Annotated in this window: 18 protein-coding genes and 2 tRNA genes; 9 read left to right on the top strand and 11 right to left on the bottom strand. The window is 46.7% G+C overall.

Annotated features, from left to right (window positions below):
• Position 1: 1 nt before the first annotated feature.
• Positions 2 to 1,549, top strand: coding sequence for a Gfo/Idh/MocA family protein (locus BQ8005_RS13720; RefSeq protein ID WP_075318447.1), 1,548 nt, complete (start codon positions 2 to 4; stop codon positions 1,547 to 1,549).
• Positions 1,550 to 1,673: 124 nt separating this feature from the next.
• On the top strand, positions 1,674 to 2,852 hold the full coding sequence (locus BQ8005_RS13725; RefSeq protein ID WP_021848290.1) for a porin: 1,179 nt from the start codon (positions 1,674 to 1,676) through the stop codon (positions 2,850 to 2,852).
• Here BQ8005_RS13725 and BQ8005_RS13730 read toward each other — a convergent pair.
• The 10 genes from BQ8005_RS13730 to ribD all read right to left on the bottom strand — a co-directional run bounded on the left by BQ8005_RS13730 (position 2,849) and on the right by ribD (position 13,634).
• Positions 2,849 to 4,099, bottom strand: a complete 1,251-nt coding sequence (locus BQ8005_RS13730) for a glutamate-5-semialdehyde dehydrogenase (RefSeq protein ID WP_075318448.1) — start codon at positions 4,097 to 4,099, stop codon at positions 2,849 to 2,851. The two genes, BQ8005_RS13725 and BQ8005_RS13730, sit on opposite strands and share 4 nt — an antisense overlap.
• Before the next feature lie 16 nt (positions 4,100 to 4,115).
• Positions 4,116 to 5,198 (bottom strand): glutamate 5-kinase, encoded by a 1,083-nt coding sequence (gene proB, locus BQ8005_RS13735; protein WP_075319258.1) that lies wholly within the window; start codon positions 5,196 to 5,198, stop codon positions 4,116 to 4,118.
• Between the two features lie 28 nt (positions 5,199 to 5,226).
• A complete protein-coding gene (locus BQ8005_RS13740) occupies positions 5,227 to 5,463 on the bottom strand; it encodes a DUF2007-related protein (RefSeq protein WP_021848287.1) in 237 nt (78 codons plus the stop codon).
• A gap of 166 nt (positions 5,464 to 5,629) precedes the next feature.
• Positions 5,630 to 6,475 carry a glutamate racemase gene (murI, locus tag BQ8005_RS13745; RefSeq protein ID WP_075318449.1) on the bottom strand — a complete coding sequence of 282 codons (846 nt, stop codon included), beginning with the start codon at positions 6,473 to 6,475 and terminating at the stop codon, positions 5,630 to 5,632.
• A gap of 144 nt (positions 6,476 to 6,619) precedes the next feature.
• Positions 6,620 to 7,126 (bottom strand): OmpH/Skp family outer membrane protein, encoded by a 507-nt coding sequence (locus tag BQ8005_RS13750; RefSeq protein WP_021848284.1) that lies wholly within the window; start codon positions 7,124 to 7,126, stop codon positions 6,620 to 6,622.
• Positions 7,127 to 7,187: 61 nt separating this feature from the next.
• Positions 7,188 to 7,703 (bottom strand): OmpH/Skp family outer membrane protein, encoded by a 516-nt coding sequence (locus BQ8005_RS13755; protein WP_075318450.1) that lies wholly within the window; start codon positions 7,701 to 7,703, stop codon positions 7,188 to 7,190.
• Between the two features lie 27 nt (positions 7,704 to 7,730).
• Entirely contained in the window at positions 7,731 to 10,355 is a 2,625-nt protein-coding gene (gene bamA / locus BQ8005_RS13760; RefSeq protein ID WP_075318451.1) for an outer membrane protein assembly factor BamA, read from the bottom strand.
• A gap of 46 nt (positions 10,356 to 10,401) precedes the next feature.
• Positions 10,402 to 11,136: an isoprenyl transferase gene (locus BQ8005_RS13765; RefSeq protein WP_075318452.1), complete on the bottom strand. Its 735-nt coding sequence runs from the start codon at positions 11,134 to 11,136 to the stop codon at positions 10,402 to 10,404.
• Between the two features lie 21 nt (positions 11,137 to 11,157).
• A complete protein-coding gene (locus tag BQ8005_RS13770) occupies positions 11,158 to 12,474 on the bottom strand; it encodes a DUF6242 domain-containing protein (RefSeq protein WP_075318453.1) in 1,317 nt (438 codons plus the stop codon).
• 134 nt (positions 12,475 to 12,608) lie between these two features.
• Positions 12,609 to 13,634, bottom strand: coding sequence for a bifunctional diaminohydroxyphosphoribosylaminopyrimidine deaminase/5-amino-6-(5-phosphoribosylamino)uracil reductase RibD (ribD, locus tag BQ8005_RS13775; protein ID WP_075318454.1), 1,026 nt, complete (start codon positions 13,632 to 13,634; stop codon positions 12,609 to 12,611).
• An 82-nt stretch (positions 13,635 to 13,716) separates the two neighbouring features.
• On the opposite strand from ribD, the gene prmC reads away from it, so the two are divergent.
• From prmC to BQ8005_RS13810, 7 genes are all read left to right on the top strand, one after another.
• Positions 13,717 to 14,553, top strand: a complete 837-nt coding sequence (gene prmC, locus BQ8005_RS13780; RefSeq protein WP_075319260.1) for a peptide chain release factor N(5)-glutamine methyltransferase — start codon at positions 13,717 to 13,719, stop codon at positions 14,551 to 14,553.
• Entirely contained in the window at positions 14,553 to 15,032 is a 480-nt protein-coding gene (locus tag BQ8005_RS13785; protein ID WP_394334105.1) for a regulatory protein RecX, read from the top strand. The genes prmC and BQ8005_RS13785 overlap by 1 nt, the downstream gene beginning before the upstream one ends.
• Before the next feature lie 88 nt (positions 15,033 to 15,120).
• Entirely contained in the window at positions 15,121 to 15,759 is a 639-nt protein-coding gene (pyrE, locus tag BQ8005_RS13790) for an orotate phosphoribosyltransferase (protein ID WP_021848276.1), read from the top strand.
• Positions 15,760 to 15,852: 93 nt separating this feature from the next.
• Positions 15,853 to 16,263, top strand: coding sequence for an SRPBCC family protein (locus tag BQ8005_RS13795; protein ID WP_075318455.1), 411 nt, complete (start codon positions 15,853 to 15,855; stop codon positions 16,261 to 16,263).
• A 25-nt stretch (positions 16,264 to 16,288) separates the two neighbouring features.
• The gene (gene argH, locus BQ8005_RS13800) at positions 16,289 to 17,632 is read left to right on the top strand and encodes an argininosuccinate lyase (protein ID WP_075318456.1); all 1,344 of its coding nucleotides are present in this window, start codon (positions 16,289 to 16,291) and stop codon (positions 17,630 to 17,632) included.
• A 156-nt stretch (positions 17,633 to 17,788) separates the two neighbouring features.
• Positions 17,789 to 17,864: transfer RNA gene (locus BQ8005_RS13805), tRNA-Gly, on the top strand.
• A 6-nt stretch (positions 17,865 to 17,870) separates the two neighbouring features.
• Positions 17,871 to 17,955: transfer RNA gene (locus BQ8005_RS13810), tRNA-Leu, on the top strand.
• 312 nt (positions 17,956 to 18,267) lie between these two features.
• On the opposite strand, the gene BQ8005_RS13815 is transcribed toward BQ8005_RS13810, so the two are convergent.
• Positions 18,268 to 18,978 (bottom strand): hypothetical protein, encoded by a 711-nt coding sequence (locus BQ8005_RS13815; RefSeq protein WP_075318457.1) that lies wholly within the window; start codon positions 18,976 to 18,978, stop codon positions 18,268 to 18,270.
• Between the last annotated feature and the right edge of the window lie 2 nt (positions 18,979 to 18,980).

Here is an 18,980-nt window from a genome sequence, read left to right on the forward strand (position 1 = left end):
TATGAAAAAAATTGGAACATTACTGTTGGCCATGTGCCTTGCATTGGGCGCATGCTCTACACAGTCGACCTCTACCGTTCAGACGAACGATAAGGGTACGCAGTGGGAATGGAAGAACGGAACCATTGTAGTAAAAACACCTGAGCGTCCTGCCGGACAGCAAAGCGTGTTGGGCCTGACTACTCCGAAGATGGAAGTGGTACGTGTAGGTTTTGTCGGCTTGGGTATGCGTGGCCCGGGTGCTGTCGCTCGTTTTACTTATATCCCTGGTACTCAGATTGTAGCTCTTTGTGATTATGAGCAAAAACGTGCTGAGGCTTGCCAGCAGATTCTGAAGAAAGCTTCTCTGCCGAAGGCTGCCATTTATTCAGGAGCCAATGGCTATGAAGAGCTCTGCAAACGTGATGATATTGACTTGGTTTACATTGCCGCTGACTGGTTGCACCACTTTCCCATCGCCAAGTGTGCGTTGGAGAACGGCAAGAACGTCGCTATTGAAGTACCTTCTGCCATGAACTTGAAGGAATGCTGGGAGTTGATAGATCTGAGTGAAAAAAATCGCAAGCACTGTATGATTCTGGAGAACTGCTGCTATGACTGGTTTGAAATGAACACCCTGAACATGGCTCAGAATGGTGTGTTCGGCGAAGTGATCCGTGCACAAGGTGCTTATATCCATAACTTGAGCGAATTCTGGGATTACTATTGGAAGAACGGCGAAGGCGACAAGCTGGGCTGGCGTCTGGACTACAACATGCGTCATCGTGGCGACGTATACGCTACTCACGGCCTTGGTCCTGTTGCACAGGCGCTTGATATCCACCGTGGTGACCGTATGACTACGCTGGTAGCTATGGATACCAAATCTGTTATCGGTAAGGCATTGGTTGAAGAAAGAACAGACTCTACCTGCAACAACTTCCGTAACGGCGACCACACTACGACGTTGATCCGCACTGCCAATGGTAAAGTGATTGAAATCCAGCACAACGTGATGACTCCTCAGCCTTACAACCGTCTGTATCAGCTGACTGGTACTAAAGGCTTTGCCAATAAATATCCTGTAGAAGGTTATGCTCTCGATGCAGCTCAGCTGAGTGCTTCTGGTGTACAGCCTAAGGTTGATGACCTGAGCGCACATGGTTTCATGTCTGACGCTGACATGAAGGCACTGGTAGAGAAATATCAGCACCCCATCCTGAAAAAGTATGGTGAGATGGCTAAGGAAGTAGGTGGTCACGGTGGTATGGACTTCATCATGGACAGTCGTCTGGTATACTGCTTGCAGAATGGGCTGCCTTTGGATATGGACGTATATGACTTGGCTGAATGGTGCTGTCTGGCCGAGCTGGGCGAATTGTCTATGGACAATGGTTGTGCAGCAGTTGAATTCCCCGACTTCACTCGTGGCGAATGGAATGTAGTGAAAGGCTACAAGCACGCTTATGCAAGCCCCGAAGATGAGGCTGCCAGCATGGAGAAGGCTAAAGCTTTCACTGCCAAGCTGAAAGAACAAGGTGCCAAAGAATGGGCAGAAGAAGGTAAATAAAACATAGTTTTCCATATAGGAAAGCAATGGAATCTTTATCCCATTCCATCTTTTTATAGTATAAAGCCGGCTTAGTCCGGCTTTTTTACTATCTTTGCCTGTGCTGACCAAATTAAGATCTGAAATGAAAAAGACGTTGTTATGGGCCTGCTTTCTGATAGGATGTGCAAGTGTGCAGGCGCAGGATCCCCTTATTGAACCTGAAGAAGGACGGACGTTGCTCGAACGTTTCACCAAAGGTGGAAAATCCATTTCATCCAGTAGTATGAATTTACAATTCTATACGTCCGCTGCAGCCAATTTCATAGATGGCTCGTTGGACGAGGCTGCATTTAAAATCAATGGAGTCCGTTTGGAGTTGTTGGGAGATTTTGGTAAAAATTTCGCTTATCATTTCAGACAATCGTTCAATAAGTACAGCAATCCTCGTGCGGTGGACAACCTGTCTTCCTCTGTAGAGTGCGCTTACGTAGACTGGCGGATGAATCCTCATTTTATGTTGACGGTAGGAAAGCAGGCTATTCAGCTGAGTGGTTATGAATATTGGGTGAATGCAATTCGGGTGCGTGAATTCAGTGATTTCAATAACTATATTGATTGTTATCAGGCTGGTCTAAATGGAGCCATCATCTTTTCGCCTACACAACGGTTGAATTTACAGGTGCTGAATAATTCGGCTGCTAAGGGAGAGGAGTCTTTTATCTATGGACTTCCCGAAGGGGTGAACAAGGTGAAAGTTCCTGTACTTTCCACTCTCAACTGGGATGGTTATTTCTTCGACAGAGGATTAAATTTGCGTTATTCCGCTTCGTGGGGAGAGTTGGCCGACAAGCGTGACATTCTTTATCTGACCGCTGGTAATGTGTGGGAGAAAGGCCCTATTGTGGCATATGCGGATTTTATGTATTCACGTGAGGGTATTGATACGAAAGGGCTGATCAGTGAGCTGTCTGCTACTTTGGCTGATGGAGGTGTGACGGCGCAGCATGTCCATTACTTTACGACTATTCTTAATTTCGATTATCGGGTACATAAACATTGGAATGTGTATGCAAAAGGTGCTTACGAATTAGGGGGCGTGTATAAAGCAAATGGCCCTTATGAGAAAGGCCTTTATCGTCGCACATGGAATGCACAACTGTGCGCAGAGTACTTTCCGATGGACAATAGTGAATTGCGTATCTACCTGCACCTGTTGTATAAAGATCATGGGCTGACGTCACGTGCTCGTGCGTTGGGAGCCGATGACTATACGTCGCAGCGCATTTCGTTGGGTTTGGTTTATACCATTCCTGTTTTCTAAGGCTTTCTGATTTGTCCGTTGCCTTCGATAATCCACTTGTAAGTAGTAATTTCTTCCAAAGCCATCGGGCCACGTGCATGTAGTTTTTGAGTGCTGATGCCTATTTCTGCGCCTAAGCCGAATTGGGCTCCGTCAGTAAATGAAGTCGGGGCATTGACGTAGACACAGGCTGCATCTACCTTGCGGCAGAACAGGGCAGCATTTGTCGGACTTTCTGTCACGATGCATTCGCTATGTTTGGAGCTGTAGTGTTGGATATGATTCAACGCTCCCTCTATTGAACTACAGGTTTTAATGGACATTTTGTAATCCAGAAATTCGGTGCCAAAGTCTTGATCTGTGGCCATTTTGAGTAATTCTTGTGGATAGTTCCCTTGCAGTGCGGCATAAGCAGGGGCGTCAGCACAGATGATGACGTGGCTGTTGGCCAGTGGCGCACAAAGTTGGGGCAGATCGTGGAGGCGTTCGGCGTGGACAATCAGGCAATCCAAGGCATTGCATACACTGACGCGGCGTGTTTTGGCATTGTTGATAATGGCTGTTCCCTTTTGCAAGTCACCTTCTTTATCGAAGTAAGTGTGGCAGATGCCTGCGCCGGTCTCAATAACAGGGATTGTAGCATTCTGGCGGACGAATTGGATGAGATTGCTGCTACCGCGGGGGATTAGCAAGTCTACATATTGATTGGCATGGAGCAGTTCGGCGGTTGCTTCATGGGTGGCGGGGAGGAGTTCGACAATGTGTGGATTGAGTTGAAAATGTTTCAGCACCTGATGGATGACGTGGATGATAGCACGGTTCGAACAGTCGGCATCGCTTCCTCCCTTTAGGATACAGGCATTACCACTCTTCAGGCAGAGTGAGAAAACATCGAAGCTGACGTTGGGGCGTGCTTCGTAGATGATGCCTATGATGCCAAAAGGAACGCTGACTCGCCGAATGCACAACCCGTTGGGTAGTGTGTTTTCTTTCAGCGTACGACCTAGCGGAGAGGGCAGGGTGGCAACGTTGCGGATGTCGGCAGCAATGCTTTGAAGACGCTCTTTCGTGAGCTTCAGACGATCATATTTTGGATTGGCCGGATCCATACGCTCCAAGTCTTTAAGATTTTCAGACAGAATGAAATCTGTCTGTTCGATGGCGGCTTTGGCCACAGCCAGCAGGATCTTGTTGATATCTTTGTCGGTCAGTTCCAATAATTGTAGGCTGGCCTCTTGTACTGCTTCAAATGTATGGATCAGGTTCATTGTTGTTTTTTTGTGGTTATTCGATGTATAGATAATCGTAATGGATGATGGGTTTCTCGCCGTGTTTGCCCATGACTTCACGGGCTTGGTCTGAGCTGCAATTGGCTTTTCCGACCCCAATTGGCTTTCCTTCTGCATTGATGATGCGGACGATATCGTCTTTCTCGAACTCACCTTTGACGTCTGTGATACCTACCGGTAGGATACTGGCAGCTTTGTCGGCAACTATAATTTCGGTGGCTCGTGGGTTGATGTGTAGCTCTCCTTTGGCGAATCCTTCGCTATGTGCAATCCATTTCTTGATGCTGGAGACGGGTTGCGGTGCTGGCACGAAGCGAGTGCAGAGCGTGTCTTCAGGTTTTTCTATCAAGTCAGTCAAGATATTGTCACGTTTGCCGTTGGCGATGATGACCGTAATCCCTTCGTCGGCAACCTTACGGGCTATACGAGTTTTGGTCAGCATTCCTCCACGTCCAAAGCTCGATTTAGAGGCTTGGATGTAGGAGGTCAAGTCACAGTTTTGTTCGATTTTGCGGATGACTTTTGAGGTGGGATCGGATGGTAGCCCATTATAGATGCCGTCAATGTTGCTAAGTATGACGAGAGCTTGTGCGTCCATCATGGTGGCTATCAAGCCTGAGAGTTCATCGTTGTCAGTAAACATCAGTTCAGTGACGGAAATGGTGTCGTTTTCGTTGACGATGGGAAGAACGCCATTGTCCAGCATCACGTTCATGCAATTCTTCTGGTTAAGGTAGTGGCGTCGTGTGCCGAAACTTTCTTTCATGGTAAGCACTTGTCCCACAGTGATACCATATTCGCGGAACAGTTCATAGTAGCGGTTGATGAGCTTTACTTGCCCGATGGCAGAAAATAGTTGGCGTTGGTCTACACTGTCCAGCTTTTTGATAGGTGAAAGTTCGCTTCGACCTGAAGCTACAGCTCCCGAAGAGATAAGGACTATCTTGATGCCAGCCTTGTGTAGGGCCGCAATTTGATCGACCAACGCAGACATGCGGGTAACGTCCAATGTCCCGTCGGCACGAGTAAGTACGTTGCTGCCAATTTTGACAGCAATTCGGTTCAATGTTTGTTTCATATTTGTGGTTCGGTCGTTTGTCTTTGTCTTAGCCATTTTGCTCCCTGTCGCGTTCACGCATCACTTGCATGGCTGCTTCATAGTCTTCTTCGTTCACCAGTACGGCTACGTCTATGGCCGTTTCGGGGAGGGCTATGTTGACTGCGATACCGTCTTTAGTGGCAGATTTCACTCCGTTTGCTTCCAGTAATCCTTTTACCAACTCGGCTTCCCATAAGGAACCTTTGAATACTTCAATGAGTTTGCTTTTGTCTTCCGCTTTCATAACTTCCCGATTTAAAAGGTTTGGGTTTACAAAAATAACAAATTCATTTTTCAAAAGCTTATAATGTGTCGGATTATTTATGGATTACGTTGTATTCTTATGGCTAAACATCTACTTTAGCGTTGTAAAGTGCCTCGTTAGAAGTCTAAAGTGCCACTTTACGACGCTAATCATTAAGGTCCAGATGACTGACTTGGATTGATTCATTGAGGAAAGTCGAGGCAGAGTCGGCAAATTTCTCTTCGGCTTCCGTAGTAAAGTAAGTACAAGTTCCGCCACGCGTGCATCGCGCATCCATTTCGGGATGACGTTTGAGGTAATCTTGTAAACTTCTGGCTACTAATTCGCCTTGTGATACGATGTGGATACCTTCTGGTACATATTGTTTTATTTTGGGTAGAAGCAGAGGGTAATGAGTGCATCCCAAGATGATTGTGTCAATCTGATTATCCTTAGCAAGCAGCTCGTCGATGTATTTCTTCACGAAATAGTCGGCGCCTGGTGCTTGGGCTTCGTTATATTCAACGAGGGGAACCCACATTGGACACGCTTGTCCTGTTACCTTGATTTCAGGGAAAAGTTTATGTACTTCCATGATATACGATTCCGATTTGATTGTGCCGGAAGTGGCCAAAATACCGACATGTTTGCTCTGGGTGATACTATCGATACGCTCTACGGTAGGGCGGATAACGCCCAATACACGTCGGTCAGGATCGATTTGAGGGAGATTGTTGATTTGTATGCTACGTAAAGCTTTGGCTGAAGCAGTGTTGCAAGCCAGTATGACCAGGTGGCAACCCAACTCAAAGAGTCGTGTGACAGCCTGTAAAGTGAATTCGTATACGATTTCAAAGGAGCGTGTTCCATAAGGGGTCCGAGCGTTGTCGCCCAGATAGATGAAATCATTATGCGGGAGTATTTCTTTGAATTTGCTCAGGATGGTCAGTCCGCCATAGCCAGAGTCGAAAACGCCAATAGGGCCTGGTTGGGATGGTAATGTATGTTTCATGCGTTGTTTTGAATAATCTATTCACAAACTTACTGATTTTATTCGAATTTCAAGGCTGTTGCCGGAGGCTATTTCTTGTATATGCAAAAAAAATCCCGAAACACATGGAATGCATTTCGGGATCGCTTGATTTATAATTTGTGATTATTTTATTCCGAGTTGGGTTTTTACCTTGGCGGTCAGGTCGATGCTTCCTGTACCGATGTAAGCAACCGGTGTACGTGCGATATCGAAGATATAAACAACACCTTCTGCCTTACCTACAGCCTGAACTGCATCGTCCAGTTTCTTATAGATAGGTACCATAGCCTCTTGCTGAGCCTTTTCCATTGCCTGATAGGCTTCCTGTTGGAATTGTTGCTGGCGTTGTGCCATGTCCTGTACTTCCTTTGAACGTCTTTCCAGAATGTTCTTAGGTAGAGAATCTTGCTGTTGGAGCAGTTCCTGATACTTTCTGTTGAACTCTTCTTCCGAACGTTGCATTTCTTCACGATATTGTTTTGACAATGCATCCAAGTCGGCCTGTGCTTTAGTGAATTCAGGCATCACGGTGATGATTTCCTGCGAATTCATGTGGCCGAATTTGGCTTGTGCCATCGCTCCCAAGGGGAGGATGAACATAACTGCGATGAGTGCGATTTTTTTAAGCATAATGTTTATTTTTAAATTGATTATTTCTTCTTTTAGTGACTTTCGTGCAAATGTATTGATTTTAATTGGAATATCCTAACCTTGCCAATACTTCGTTGCTGATATCGATATCAGGAGAGGCGAATATAATGCTGGAAGCCGATGCACGATCGGTTACAACTGCATATCCTCGTTGGGTTGCGATTTCTTTGACGGCGTTGTAAATTTGATCTTGAATCGGACCTATCAAAGCTTCACGTTTCTTATAAAGTTCGCCTTCTGGGCCAAAATATTTGCGGCGGAGCTCAGCTAAAGATTTTTCTTTTTCTACGATTTCATTCTCTTTTTGGGTGCGTTGTGCTTCTGTCATGCTCTTGGCAGTAGCCTGGTAACTCTCATATAGATTTTTAGCTTCCTGCCCTGCTTTTTCTATTTCTGCCTGCCATTGTTTGCTGGCTTGTTCCAGTTGTTGGTTGGCACTTTCGTAAGCAGGGATATTCTCAAGGATATATTCCATGTCAATCAATGCAAACTTCTGCGCATAGGTTGCCACACTGAAGATGGTCAGTAGTAACAGGGTAAAAACACTCTTCTTCATAACTTATCGGTTTTGGTGAAACTAATGTTAGAATTCTTGTCCCAGAATGAAGTGGAACTGGCTTCCGCCATACGAACTTGATCCACGTACTTTGTCGAAACCATAAGCCCAGTCGATACCCATCATACCTACCATCGGGAGGAAGATGCGGACACCGACACCTGCCGAACGTTTCAGTTCGAAGGGGTTGAAGTCGTTTACCTCCTGCCAAGCATTACCGGCCTCGACAAAAGTCAGGGCATAAATGCTGGTACTGGTTTCGAGCATCAGCGGGTAGCGCAATTCAAGGCCAAGGCGGGTGTAGGCATAACCTTCGCTGCCGTAAGAGGCCAATGAACCGTTTTCGTAACCACGCAGGGCTATTGTTTCGGTTGCGTAATAGGAATAGCCGGTCATACCGTCACCACCCACTTCGAAAGTACCGAACGGTGACTTTTTATATTTATTGTAATGACCCAGCAAACCGAACTCAACACGACCCATGAGGACAGGTGTACGTTTCACGTTGTAGGGGTCCATCAACGGGATGTACACTTTTGATTTGAATTTCCACTTGTGGTATTCTACCCATTTGTGCATCTTGTTGATATCATCCTGGTTGTTCAGGTTGTATTTGCTGTAGTCTACTCCGTCGAACAGAGAATAAGGCGGTGTAAACTGTACAGAGAGCGAGAACTCGGATCCTTGGCGCGGATAAATCGGGTTGTCGATAGAGCTGCGCGAAAGGGTCAGGTTTATACTCAAGTCGTTGCACTTTCCATTGGTTACAGGGAAGTATTGCCACTCTTTCAAAACATAGCGTTGATAAGAGAGCTCTGCGGTGAACTGGAAGTAGTCATCAGGCCACTTCAGACGCTTACCAAACATGACGGCCAAACCATACATCTGAACTGATTTGTCGGGGTCATAATAGTTCTCGTAGTTAGTATAGTTGCCATAGTTGTAGAGGCCATAACCGTACATACCACTATAAAGACTGTTATAGTAGCTATTATAATAAGCATCGTTATAGTAACGGCTGCTGATATCCGTCTGGCGAGAATAGAAGGCTGACACTGAGAAAGCATTCGGACGCTTGCCGCCGAACCAAGGATCGTAGAATGATACACTATACGACTGGTAGTATTTAGCATTGGTTTGGCCGCTGATGGTCAGTGTCTGTCCGTCACCTTGTGGCAGGATGCCTCGATAGTTCTCGCCCGGGTGTAACAAGTTGGCCAGTGAGAAGTTGGTAAACTTCAGACTCAATTTACCGATGACACCTGTCTGTCCCCAACCTGCTGAAAATTCGACCTGGTCGTTAGCTTTGGAAACAAGCGGATAGCCGATATCCACCGTACCGTCTTCGGGACGTGGTTTAATGTCCGGCTGGAGTTGTTCGGGGTCGAAGTGTCCCATCTGCTGGATTTCACGAAGCGAACGCATCAATTCTTCACGGCTGAAAAGGTCGCCCGGGCGGGTACGAAGTTCGCGACGTACAATGTTCTCGTAGACGCGGTCGTTACCACTGATGATGATCTTGTTGATGGTTGCCTGGCGTCCTTCGTAAATACGCATTTCAAGGTCGATGGAGTCACCTACGATGTTTACTTCTACAGGATCAAGGCTGTAGAACAGGTAACCGTTGTTGTAGTACAAGTTTCCGATAGCATCTTCATCGGTCGATGTACGTTCTTCAAGTAATTTCTGGTTGTAGACATCGCCTTTCTTCATGCGAAGCAAGTAGTCCAACTGCTCAGATGGATAAAGCGTGTTACCTACCCATGTCACGTTACGCAGGTAGTATTTTTGTCCTTCTTCGATTTGCAGATAGACGTCAACGGTTTTTTCATCGTAGGGTGTCACACTATCGGCCACAATCATGGCGTCGCGATAACCCAGTTCGTTATACTTATCAATGATGAGTTGCTTATCTGCCTCGTAGTTTTCCTCTACGAATTTCTTAGTGCGGAACAGGTTCAACAGTTTACCTTTTTCGTTGGTTTTCTTCATCACGCGCTTCAGCTTCTTGGCGGTGATGGCTTTGTTTCCTTCGATCGTAATCTGATGTACCTTTACTTTTTCTTTTTTGTCGATTTCGATGTCGACAATCACTTGGTTTTCGTTGTTCTTATCATCTTTTTGGTTGATGATGACTTCTGCGTTTTTGAATCCTTTGTCGTCGAAATAACGTTCTATCAATGTTTTAGCACGGTCTATCTGATTGGGAGTAATCTGATTCCCCTTAATCATGCCGATCTTGGTTTCCAAATCTTCACGTTCAGACTTCTTGACGCCATGGAAATGGATTTCCGATACACGCGGACGCATCACCACGTGGATGGTGAGCCATGCCTTGTCGCCTTCTACCTTGTCGAATGTGATAGAAACATCGGAGAAAAGTCCGTGACGCCAATAACGTTTACAGGCTTGGGTGATTTCATCGCCAGGAATGGTGATCAGCTGTCCTTTTGAGAGGCCGGACAGGTTGATGATGACATAATCTTCATAATTTTCGGCGCCTTCCACTTTGATGTCTGCTATTTCATATTTTTTCGGGGTGCCATAGAGTACAACGGGTTTTTCAGACTGATTGTCTTGTGCAAATGCCGTCGGCAGGCAGCTAATGAGGAGAAAGGCTGTTACGAGTATGGAGAAGATACGATAATGCATTATTTCACTGATTACAGATTACTATTCTATTTCTTTATTTATGGTTTCAACTGATTTGCTCACTGGTTTTACCAAACCTTCTTTCACGTTTCTGGTAGTCACAAATGGCACGGCAGAATTCTTCTTCGTGGAAGTCGGGCCAATAGGTGTCGCAGAAGTAAAGTTCCGAATAGGCACATTGCCATAACAGGTAATTGCTTAATCGGATTTCGCCTCCCGTCCGTATCAGCAAGTCGGGATCGGGCATGAAATTGGTAGCCAGATGCCGGCTGATGGTACGGTCGTCTATCTGCTCTGGAGACAGAATCCCATTTTTTACCTCTTCGGCTATTTGACGTGTTGCTTCGGTTAGCTCCCAACGTGAGGAATAACTCAAGGCCAGAACGAGACACATGCCCGTATTGGCTGAGGTATGTTCGATACAACTGTTCAAACGGGTTTGTACATTGGCAGGCAGTTTGGCGATATCACCTATCACGCGGAAACTGATGTTGTTCTTCATGAACGTTTCTTCCTCAATGGAGTCAAACAGCAGTCCCATCAGTGCACTGATTTCTGTTTCAGGACGGTTCCAATTTTCAGTGGAGAAAGTGTAGAGGGTCAAATATTTGACACCCATCCTTGCTGCTTCTTCGGCAATGATGTGCACAGTCTCTGCACCGGCTTGGTGACCAAAACTGCGTTCGTGTCCGCGTTGTTTGGCCCATCGTCCGTTTCCATCCATGATGATGGCTACGTGCTGTGGCACCCGGTTAAGGTCGATTTGTTCTTTATATGACATCTTTATATCTATAAAGCGGTATTAGTATTTCTTTAATTTGTTGAGGCAACCACGCCATACTTCATTGGTGGTACCTCCCCATATGATCCAGATGAAATTGTTCTTGTCTACTGTGATTGTGTATGAGGTACCTTTCGAAGCAAATTCTGCGGGGAATACGACTTTTTCTTCCTGTTTCTCCCATGCGATGCCACCTGTTGCCGATTTATAAAAGGCTTCCAGTTTGCCTCCCATAATGTAGAGTGCATCGTCGTAATAGATGATGCTGGGATTGGTCAGGGCTGGACAATGGGAAGTGGTAGTGGTGCTCAGGTCCACCCAGCCATAACTGCTCATGGAAGACCAGGGTACGGTTTGTTCATTGTCATCTTGCGATACGTTGCCTACCAGGAATGCCTTGTTCAGGCCGTTTGATGTAGTCAAGGTGCAGGCTGAATAGTTGGCGGTTGGGAAACCTTCGGGCACTTCGTCTTGCTGAACCCATGTGGTGCCGTCGGTAATACAGAAGTAGTTTTTACCGTCGGTTTCGTTCTTCATAATAGCACTCAGTTGGGTAGGAGTACCGCTGATTTCATTGGCGGGGAAAGCTGTCAGCAGACTTACGATATGCCCGCTCAAAGATTCCTGCTTTTGCCAGTTGATGCCGTCTGTTGAAGAGTAGACGGAGCCGTCTTCTGTATTGACCCAAAGTCCTTCTTGGAAATTGGTAAGCGTACTGAGTATTGCATTGGTTGGCAGGTTGGGTGTAATGCCTTGCCAACTGTATTCACTGGGGACGATGGATGTCTTGTAGCCGGCGTTGGGGGCATTGTAGACAAACAATTCGTCGTTCAATACAATCGATTTCAGACCTTGTGCCGTTGTCGTGATAGCAGGCGCAGAAGTCATTTTATGCCATACCAGCGAATCGGGATCTTCCTTGTGGACATTGATAATCAGTCTGTAGAGGCGGCTTGTGATGCCATCTGCGGCTACCACCTTGAATTGCAATCCGCTTGCCGAGTTCATGGCGGGAAGCAGGTTCTGGTAGTTGTCTGCATTGAACAGCGTGTCAGGCGTACCCGACATGATGATGCCACTTGTTGTCGTAAATGTCGTGATTTTGATACTGTCTATAAGGGTATCCGCACTCATGGGAAGGGAGTCGCGGTTATAGATGAGTCGCTGGATTTGGTCTATTTCGAATTTGTAGTTTACGCCATAAATCGTGTCAAGCTCGAATGCGTGAACGGTAGCATCGGTGCTATATTCATAGTTGTTGTCTGAGTTCAGGCACGAACTGATGACGATAGATACAGTGAGAAAACTTATGATAATGGATAAAAACTTCAGTCTCATTTGTTGTTATATTGTTTATTCAAGCTGCAAAAATAGGAACATTTTTTTCTATAAATACCTTTGTGGGGAAGTTTTATATAAAATTATAGATAATATGAGCCTTTTTGTCGATTAAATGGCTCAATTTGCAGGCGTTAGAAGCCTTGCCGGGCAGGGTCGTCTGTTTTCATCAGAAGCTTTTCCTGTGTGAAGTAATGACGGTATCCTCGTCCGAAATGGCATTCCCTGCGGTAGATGTCCTGCGGGGATAGCAAGGGGGCTTTTACGCCTTCGCCCAATATCATGGGGGCTTCTTCTACTATGATTTCGTCCCATAAGCCTGCGTCGATAAACGACTGGAGAAGTCGGCTTCCTCCTTCGACCAAAAGAGATTGTAGCTGGCGTTCGTACAGATCTTTCAATATTTCGGACAAGTTTTCTTCTGTGTATACCAGTGTGGGTTGGGAGCCGTCGAACAGGTTAAGGTCTTGGGGCAACCGATGGTGGCGGTCGATGGTGATACGCACGGGGGCGGGGCCATACCAGTGGCGCACGTTGAGTCGGGGGTTATCGAGCCGTGCGGTGTCGGTGCCTACGAGGATGGCAGCATGTTCCGTTCTCAGTTTGTGAACCAGCATGCTGGTCAGTGGGCTGGAGAGCACGGTCGGGTTGCCTTCCGTCCTTAGTCGGTCGATAAAGCCGTCGGCCGATTCTGCCCATTTCAGGGTGATGTAGGGACGCTTGCGGGTGTGGAAGGTGATGAAACGGCAGATCAGTTGTCGGCATTCTTCTTCGAGTACCCCCACGATTACCTCACGGCCGGCGTCGCGTAGCTTCTGTATGCCCCTTCCTGCCACTTTCGCAAAGGGATCTTGACATCCGATGACGATGCGTGGTATCTGTTTTTCTATGATCAGGTCGGCGCAGGGGGGTGTCTTGCCATAATGGGCGCAAGGCTCCAGGCTGACGTATATCGTCGACTCCTTCAATAGGGCAGGGTCTTTGACGGAGCGGATCGCATTCACTTCGGCGTGTGCCTGCCCGCAACGCACATGATATCCTTCTCCGATGATGCGGCCGTTGTGTACGATGACTGCTCCCACCATCGGGTTAGGGGCTGTGTTGCAGAGTCCGTTGCGTGCCAGTTGGATGCAGCGGCGCATGTATTTTTCGTCTTCCATATATTTCTTTGTTTAGGGATAATGTGTACTTTTGCAGCTTAGTTCTAAAAGACTTTCTTATCCCTTTTGGTTATAAATAATGATGAATAAGATCGTTGCCTATATCCGTAGCCGACTTCAGCCTTATTATACGGCAGAAGAAGTTTCCGCCCTTTCACGTATCGTGTGTTGTGATCTGTTGGGACAGGCACCGACCGACTATTATCTGGGCAAAGATATAGTTTTATCTTCAAAAAAAGAACAGGAACTGGAGGACATTCTGCAACGTTTGTCCCGATTTGAACCTTTGCAATACATCGAAGGCCGTACTTTGTTCCTTGGAAGAGAGTTTTGGGTCGCTCCTGGTGTGCTCATCCCGCGCCCTGAAACAGAAGAACTGGTGGAGCTGATGCTGAAGGAGATACCTGCGGATGCACGGATATTGGATGTGGGGACAGGTAGCGGTTGTATCGCCATTTCCTTGGCTAAGGAATTACCCGATACTTTGGTAACGGCTTGGGATGTGTCGCCCGAAGCCCTCAGTGTGGCGCGTGTTAATGCCCGCAAACTTCAGGCGAACGTGCGTTTTGTGGAGTGCGACGTGCTCGCTTGCCAGGTGGACGAGGTAGGACTGTATGATGTCATTGTAAGCAATCCGCCCTATGTCACAGAGGCCGAAAAGGCAGATATGGAGCCGAATGTGCTTCAGTGGGAGCCCTCACTTGCCCTGTTTGTGCCTGACGATGATCCCCTGCGCTTCTATCGCCGCATTGCCGTCTTGGGGCGTGACATGTTGGCCGATGGCGGCCGGCTTTATTTTGAGATCAATCGGGCTTATGGCCGCGAGATGGTAGAGATGCTTCGTACGATGGGGTATGTCGGGGTTCGTGTAGAAAAGGATTTGTCACAAAATGATCGTTTTGTAATTGCTGAAAAATAATGATGAACAAGGAAATGGATGCAAAGGAAGCCTTGGCGCGTCTTTCTGCCTATTGCTCCGTGGCAGAGCGTTGTCGGGCGGATGTGGAAGAAAAGTTGTTTCGTTGGGGGCTGGATAGTGAAGCGAGAGAAAGCATAGTTTTAGCCTTGGAAAAAGACCGTTTTTTGGATGAGAAAAGATACTGTTGTGCTTTCATTCGCGATAAGTATCTTTTTGCCCGTTGGGGAAAGGTGAAAATCGGACAGGCATTGAGGGCCAAACATTTGTCGCCGAATGTTTACGAACCCTTGCTGGACGAGGTGATTGATGAATCCGATTATTTGTCGGGGCTTCGGTCCTTGCTGGCTGCCAAGCGGAAGACGGTGCGTGCCGCCAATGCTCGCGAATTGGAAGGAAAACTTGTTCGTTTTGCCTTAGGGCGTGGGTTTGCAATGGACGATATACGCCGTTGTATGGACATTTCTGAAGAAAATGAATAGGTAGGCAAAAAAATATGTATCTTTTCGTTTCTATTTTCATTCCGATTCTGTATTTTTGTACCATATTTGATCATAAGAATAGTTTGCTATGAGAAATTTAGAAAAATTGTTTGCAGAGAAGTTGCTGAAAATCAAAGCTGTAAAGATACAGCCTGCTAACCCCTTCACTTGGGCCTCAGGTTGGAAATCGCCTTTCTATTGTGATAACCGCAAGACCCTTTCTTATCCTTCTCTTCGCAATTTTGTAAAGATTGAAATTACGCGACTCATTTTGGAACGTTTCGGACAGGTGGACGCTATCGCCGGCGTAGCTACGGGTGCCATTCCTCAAGGTGCTTTGGTGGCCGATGCGCTGAACCTTCCGTTTGTATATGTACGCTCCACTCCTAAGGACCATGGATTGGAGAACTTGATCGAGGGCGAGCTTCGTCCTGGTATGAAGGTCGTTGTCGTAGAAGACCTCATTTCGACGGGCGGCAGTAGCTTGAAGGCTGTTGAGGCTATTCGTCGTGACGGTTGCGAAGTGATAGGTATGGTGGCTTCCTATACTTATGGCTTCCCCATTTCCGAGAAGGCTTTCAAGGAAGCAAAAGTGCCTTTGGTTACACTGACCAACTATGAAGCTGTGCTCGAAGTAGCTTTGCGTACCGGCTACATCGAAGATGGCGATATCCCTACGCTGGAAGAATGGAGAAAAGATCCTGCGCACTGGGATGCTGGAAAGTAAGAAATCTTGTTTTATGGTGATAGTTAAAGAAAGAACTGTTCGGGCAATTTTGCCCGAAGGGTTCTTTTTTGTCTTTATTTAAGCTGAACATATATGACGAAATTTGAGAGTGGAGTGAAGGTAATTCCCGCCTCCCAAAGTGCCGTTTACGGCAAATTGTCCGATTTGAGCAATCTGGAGAAAGTCAAGGATCGCCTGCCCGAAGACAAGGTGAAGAACCTGTCGTTCACGGCAGATACCCTTAGTGTCGAAGTGCCCCCCGTTGGAACCATTACGCTGGAGATTGTCGAACGCGAACCCGAGAAATGCATCAAGTTCGGCACTACCACCTCGCCGCTGCCCTTCAACCTGTGGATACAGATTGTGCCTACGGGCGAGGCCGAGTGCAAGATGAAGCTCACCATTGGCATGGAGCTCAATCCCTTCATGAAAGCCATGGTGCAGAAGCCCTTGCAGGAGGGGCTGGAAAAAATGGCCGACATGCTGGCCCTGATACAATATTAACCGTTTTGTGAGGAGGAAAAGTGACATGGCACAGAAACTTTGGGAAAAATCAGTACAAGTAAACAAGGATATCGAGCGCTTCACCGTGGGGAGCGACCGCGAAATGGACCTCTACCTGGCTAAGCACGACGTGCTGGGCTCCATGGCCCACATCACCATGCTCCAGAGTATCGGATTGCTTGAAAAAGACGAACTGGAGCAGCTTTTGGCCGAGTTGAAGCAGATTTATGCTTTGGCCGAGCGGGGCGAGTTCGTCATTGAGGATGGCGTCGAGGACGTCCATTCGCAGGTAGAGCTCATGCTCACCCGCAAGCTGGGTGACGTGGGCAAGAAGATACATAGCGGCCGCTCGCGCAACGACCAGGTGCTGCTCGACCTCAAGCTCTTCACCCGCGAGCAGATCAAGGACATCGCCCTGGCCGTCGAGCAGCTCTTCGGCGTGCTCATCCGTCAGAGCGACCGCTACAAGGACGTCCTCATGCCTGGTTATACTCATCTGCAGATAGCCATGCCCTCGTCCTTCGGCCTGTGGTTCGGCGCCTATGCCGAGAGCCTCGTGGACGACATGATGTTCCTGCAGGCCGCCTTCCGCATGTGCAACCGCAACCCCCTCGGTTCGGCTGCCGGCTATGGCTCCTCCTTCCCCCTCGACCGTACGATGACCACCCGCCTGCTGGGCTTCGACTCGATGAACTACAACGTCGTCTACGCCCAGATGGGCCGCGGCAAGATGGAGCGCAATGTAGCCTTCGCCCTGGCCACCATCGCCGGCACCCTCTCCAAATTGGCATTTGACGCCTGCCTGTTCAATAGCCAGAACTTCGGCTTCGTCAAGCTGCCCGACGAGTGTACCACCGGCTCCAGCATCATGCCCCACAAGAAGAACCCCGACGTCTTTGAGCTGACTCGCGCCAAATGCAACAAGCTCCAGTCGCTGCCCCAGCAGATCATGATGATAGCCAATAACTTGCCCTCGGGTTACTTCCGCGACCTGCAAATCATCAAGGAAGTCTTCCTACCCGCCTTCCAGGAACTGAAGGACTGCCTGCAGATGACCACCTACATTATGAACGAAATCAAGGTGAACGACCATATTCTGGACGACGACCGCTATTCGCTTATCTTCAGCGTGGAAGAAGTCAATCGCCTGGCGCGCGAGGGCATGCCCTTCCGTGATGCCTACAAGAAGGTGGGACTCGACATCGAAGCCGGGCGCTTCACTCCACGCAAAGAAGTGCACCACACCCATGAAGGCAGCATCGGCAATCTGTGCAACGACCGCATTACTCAGCTGATGGAGCAAGTTGTCGAAGGTTTCAACTTCTCCACGATGGAGCAGGCTGAAAAAAACTTGCTGGGACGTGGTTGAAAGTGATGCCCGTATGCGCCCCTTGTGAAATAACAATATCGAGGAGGTTTTCTGCAAATGGTGATTTTCTTGCAGAAGACCTTCTTTTTTTGTGTCAAATGTTTGGCTGTAATGCTGAAACTGTTTATCTTTGCACCCGTTCTTTCAAACGATTCTGCGGAAATAGCTCAGTTGGTAGAGCACAACCTTGCCAAGGTTGGGGTCGCGAGTTCGAGTCTCGTTTTCCGCTCCAATGGATGCTCGAATGGTGGAATCGGTAGACACGAGGGACTTAAAATCCCTTGGCCATTGCGGCTGTGCGGGTTCAAGTCCCGCTTCGAGTACAATATGTATTGTATAACTCCTTGTAAGATAACAACTTGCAAGGAGTTTTTCTTTATATACATAAACATGGCATAAACAAAGTGGCTTTTGGCTGTTTATGGGCAATAAAAAAGCCATCCTACAATGTGAAGATGGCTTCTCTATGCTGATATGCTGTATTTGCTTTTATATATGCTGTAATTTTCAACTATTAGGGGGTGGGGCGTACCCTATACCCCTTTGGGGAAGAAATTGCCTAAAAAGGCTGGATATAAAAGTGGATTTTTTATTTTTTTGTATTGGCTGAATTATAGGTGCTTTAAATAAAGGCTTTATAAATCGTCTGGCCATCCATTTTCAAAATCGTATTTTGTTATTGTTCCATCTCCATCTATTTCTTGAGTGTAAGTATAGGGTTTCCTATATACATAGTACCATGAATATGATTTAATTACTTTTTCTTTTTTTGTTGTTTTATGAATCCCTCGACATTCATATTTTGCAAATGTGTCGGTAAGGTATTGTACGCCTATATAGGTTATATCATAATATTTGTTTAAACCATACATGCCTGGCCCATGCTCAACTCCAATTTGGGACGGTGATATGGTTTCTTCACTTTTAGTGAGGCTGATTTGTATTGTTTCTTTGTTTTCGCTATTAAATAGGAAAATGTCACCTTTAATGTTTATGGTATTTTGCGACAATTCAATTTTAATCTTATCAGTTTTATTAGTATATGAATTATTTAATGTAGCTACATTGTCCTTAATATTATAAGTTCCACTGCCCATTAAATGGTCATTCAAACAAAATGTGTATTTTCCTCCTTCTGTAAAAGAAATAAAGTATTCATCATTTGATAATGATGTCCATACACCACTTAAATCAGAATTATCAAGTATTATGTTATCTTCATTGTCAGTTGTTTCTATAATTTCTTCTTGTTTACTACAAGCTGAAAATAAAATTAAAATTGAAATGTAAAATAGTTTTTTCATTCCAACGATTATATTTTTGTTTGTTGCGTTATATACATTCATCG

Source organism: Bacteroides togonis, assembly GCF_900130135.1.
Taxonomy (GTDB): Bacteria; Bacteroidota; Bacteroidia; order Bacteroidales; family Bacteroidaceae; genus Bacteroides; species Bacteroides pullorum.

What these genes read in the sequence shown, in the direction of transcription:
- BQ8005_RS13720 (WP_075318447.1), top strand. Translation starts at nt 2, where the DNA reads ATGAAAAAAATTGGAACATTACTGTTGGCCATGTGCCTTGCATTGGGC.
- BQ8005_RS13725 (WP_021848290.1), top strand. Translation starts at nt 1,674, where the DNA reads ATGAAAAAGACGTTGTTATGGGCCTGCTTTCTGATAGGATGTGCAAGT.
- BQ8005_RS13730 (WP_075318448.1), bottom strand. Translation starts at nt 4,099, where the DNA reads ATGAACCTGATCCATACATTTGAAGCAGTACAAGAGGCCAGCCTACAA.
- proB (WP_075319258.1), bottom strand. Translation starts at nt 5,198, where the DNA reads ATGAAACAAACATTGAACCGAATTGCTGTCAAAATTGGCAGCAACGTA.
- BQ8005_RS13740 (WP_021848287.1), bottom strand. Translation starts at nt 5,463, where the DNA reads ATGAAAGCGGAAGACAAAAGCAAACTCATTGAAGTATTCAAAGGTTCC.
- murI (WP_075318449.1), bottom strand. Translation starts at nt 6,475, where the DNA reads ATGAAACATACATTACCATCCCAACCAGGCCCTATTGGCGTTTTCGAC.
- BQ8005_RS13750 (WP_021848284.1), bottom strand. Translation starts at nt 7,126, where the DNA reads ATGCTTAAAAAAATCGCACTCATCGCAGTTATGTTCATCCTCCCCTTG.
- BQ8005_RS13755 (WP_075318450.1), bottom strand. Translation starts at nt 7,703, where the DNA reads ATGAAGAAGAGTGTTTTTACCCTGTTACTACTGACCATCTTCAGTGTG.
- bamA (WP_075318451.1), bottom strand. Translation starts at nt 10,355, where the DNA reads ATGCATTATCGTATCTTCTCCATACTCGTAACAGCCTTTCTCCTCATT.
- BQ8005_RS13765 (WP_075318452.1), bottom strand. Translation starts at nt 11,136, where the DNA reads ATGTCATATAAAGAACAAATCGACCTTAACCGGGTGCCACAGCACGTA.
- BQ8005_RS13770 (WP_075318453.1), bottom strand. Translation starts at nt 12,474, where the DNA reads ATGAGACTGAAGTTTTTATCCATTATCATAAGTTTTCTCACTGTATCT.
- ribD (WP_075318454.1), bottom strand. Translation starts at nt 13,634, where the DNA reads ATGGAAGACGAAAAATACATGCGCCGCTGCATCCAACTGGCACGCAAC.
- prmC (WP_075319260.1), top strand. Translation starts at nt 13,717, where the DNA reads ATGAATAAGATCGTTGCCTATATCCGTAGCCGACTTCAGCCTTATTAT.
- BQ8005_RS13785 (WP_394334105.1), top strand. Translation starts at nt 14,553, where the DNA reads ATGATGAACAAGGAAATGGATGCAAAGGAAGCCTTGGCGCGTCTTTCT.
- pyrE (WP_021848276.1), top strand. Translation starts at nt 15,121, where the DNA reads ATGAGAAATTTAGAAAAATTGTTTGCAGAGAAGTTGCTGAAAATCAAA.
- BQ8005_RS13795 (WP_075318455.1), top strand. Translation starts at nt 15,853, where the DNA reads ATGACGAAATTTGAGAGTGGAGTGAAGGTAATTCCCGCCTCCCAAAGT.
- argH (WP_075318456.1), top strand. Translation starts at nt 16,289, where the DNA reads ATGGCACAGAAACTTTGGGAAAAATCAGTACAAGTAAACAAGGATATC.
- BQ8005_RS13815 (WP_075318457.1), bottom strand. Translation starts at nt 18,978, where the DNA reads ATGAATGTATATAACGCAACAAACAAAAATATAATCGTTGGAATGAAA.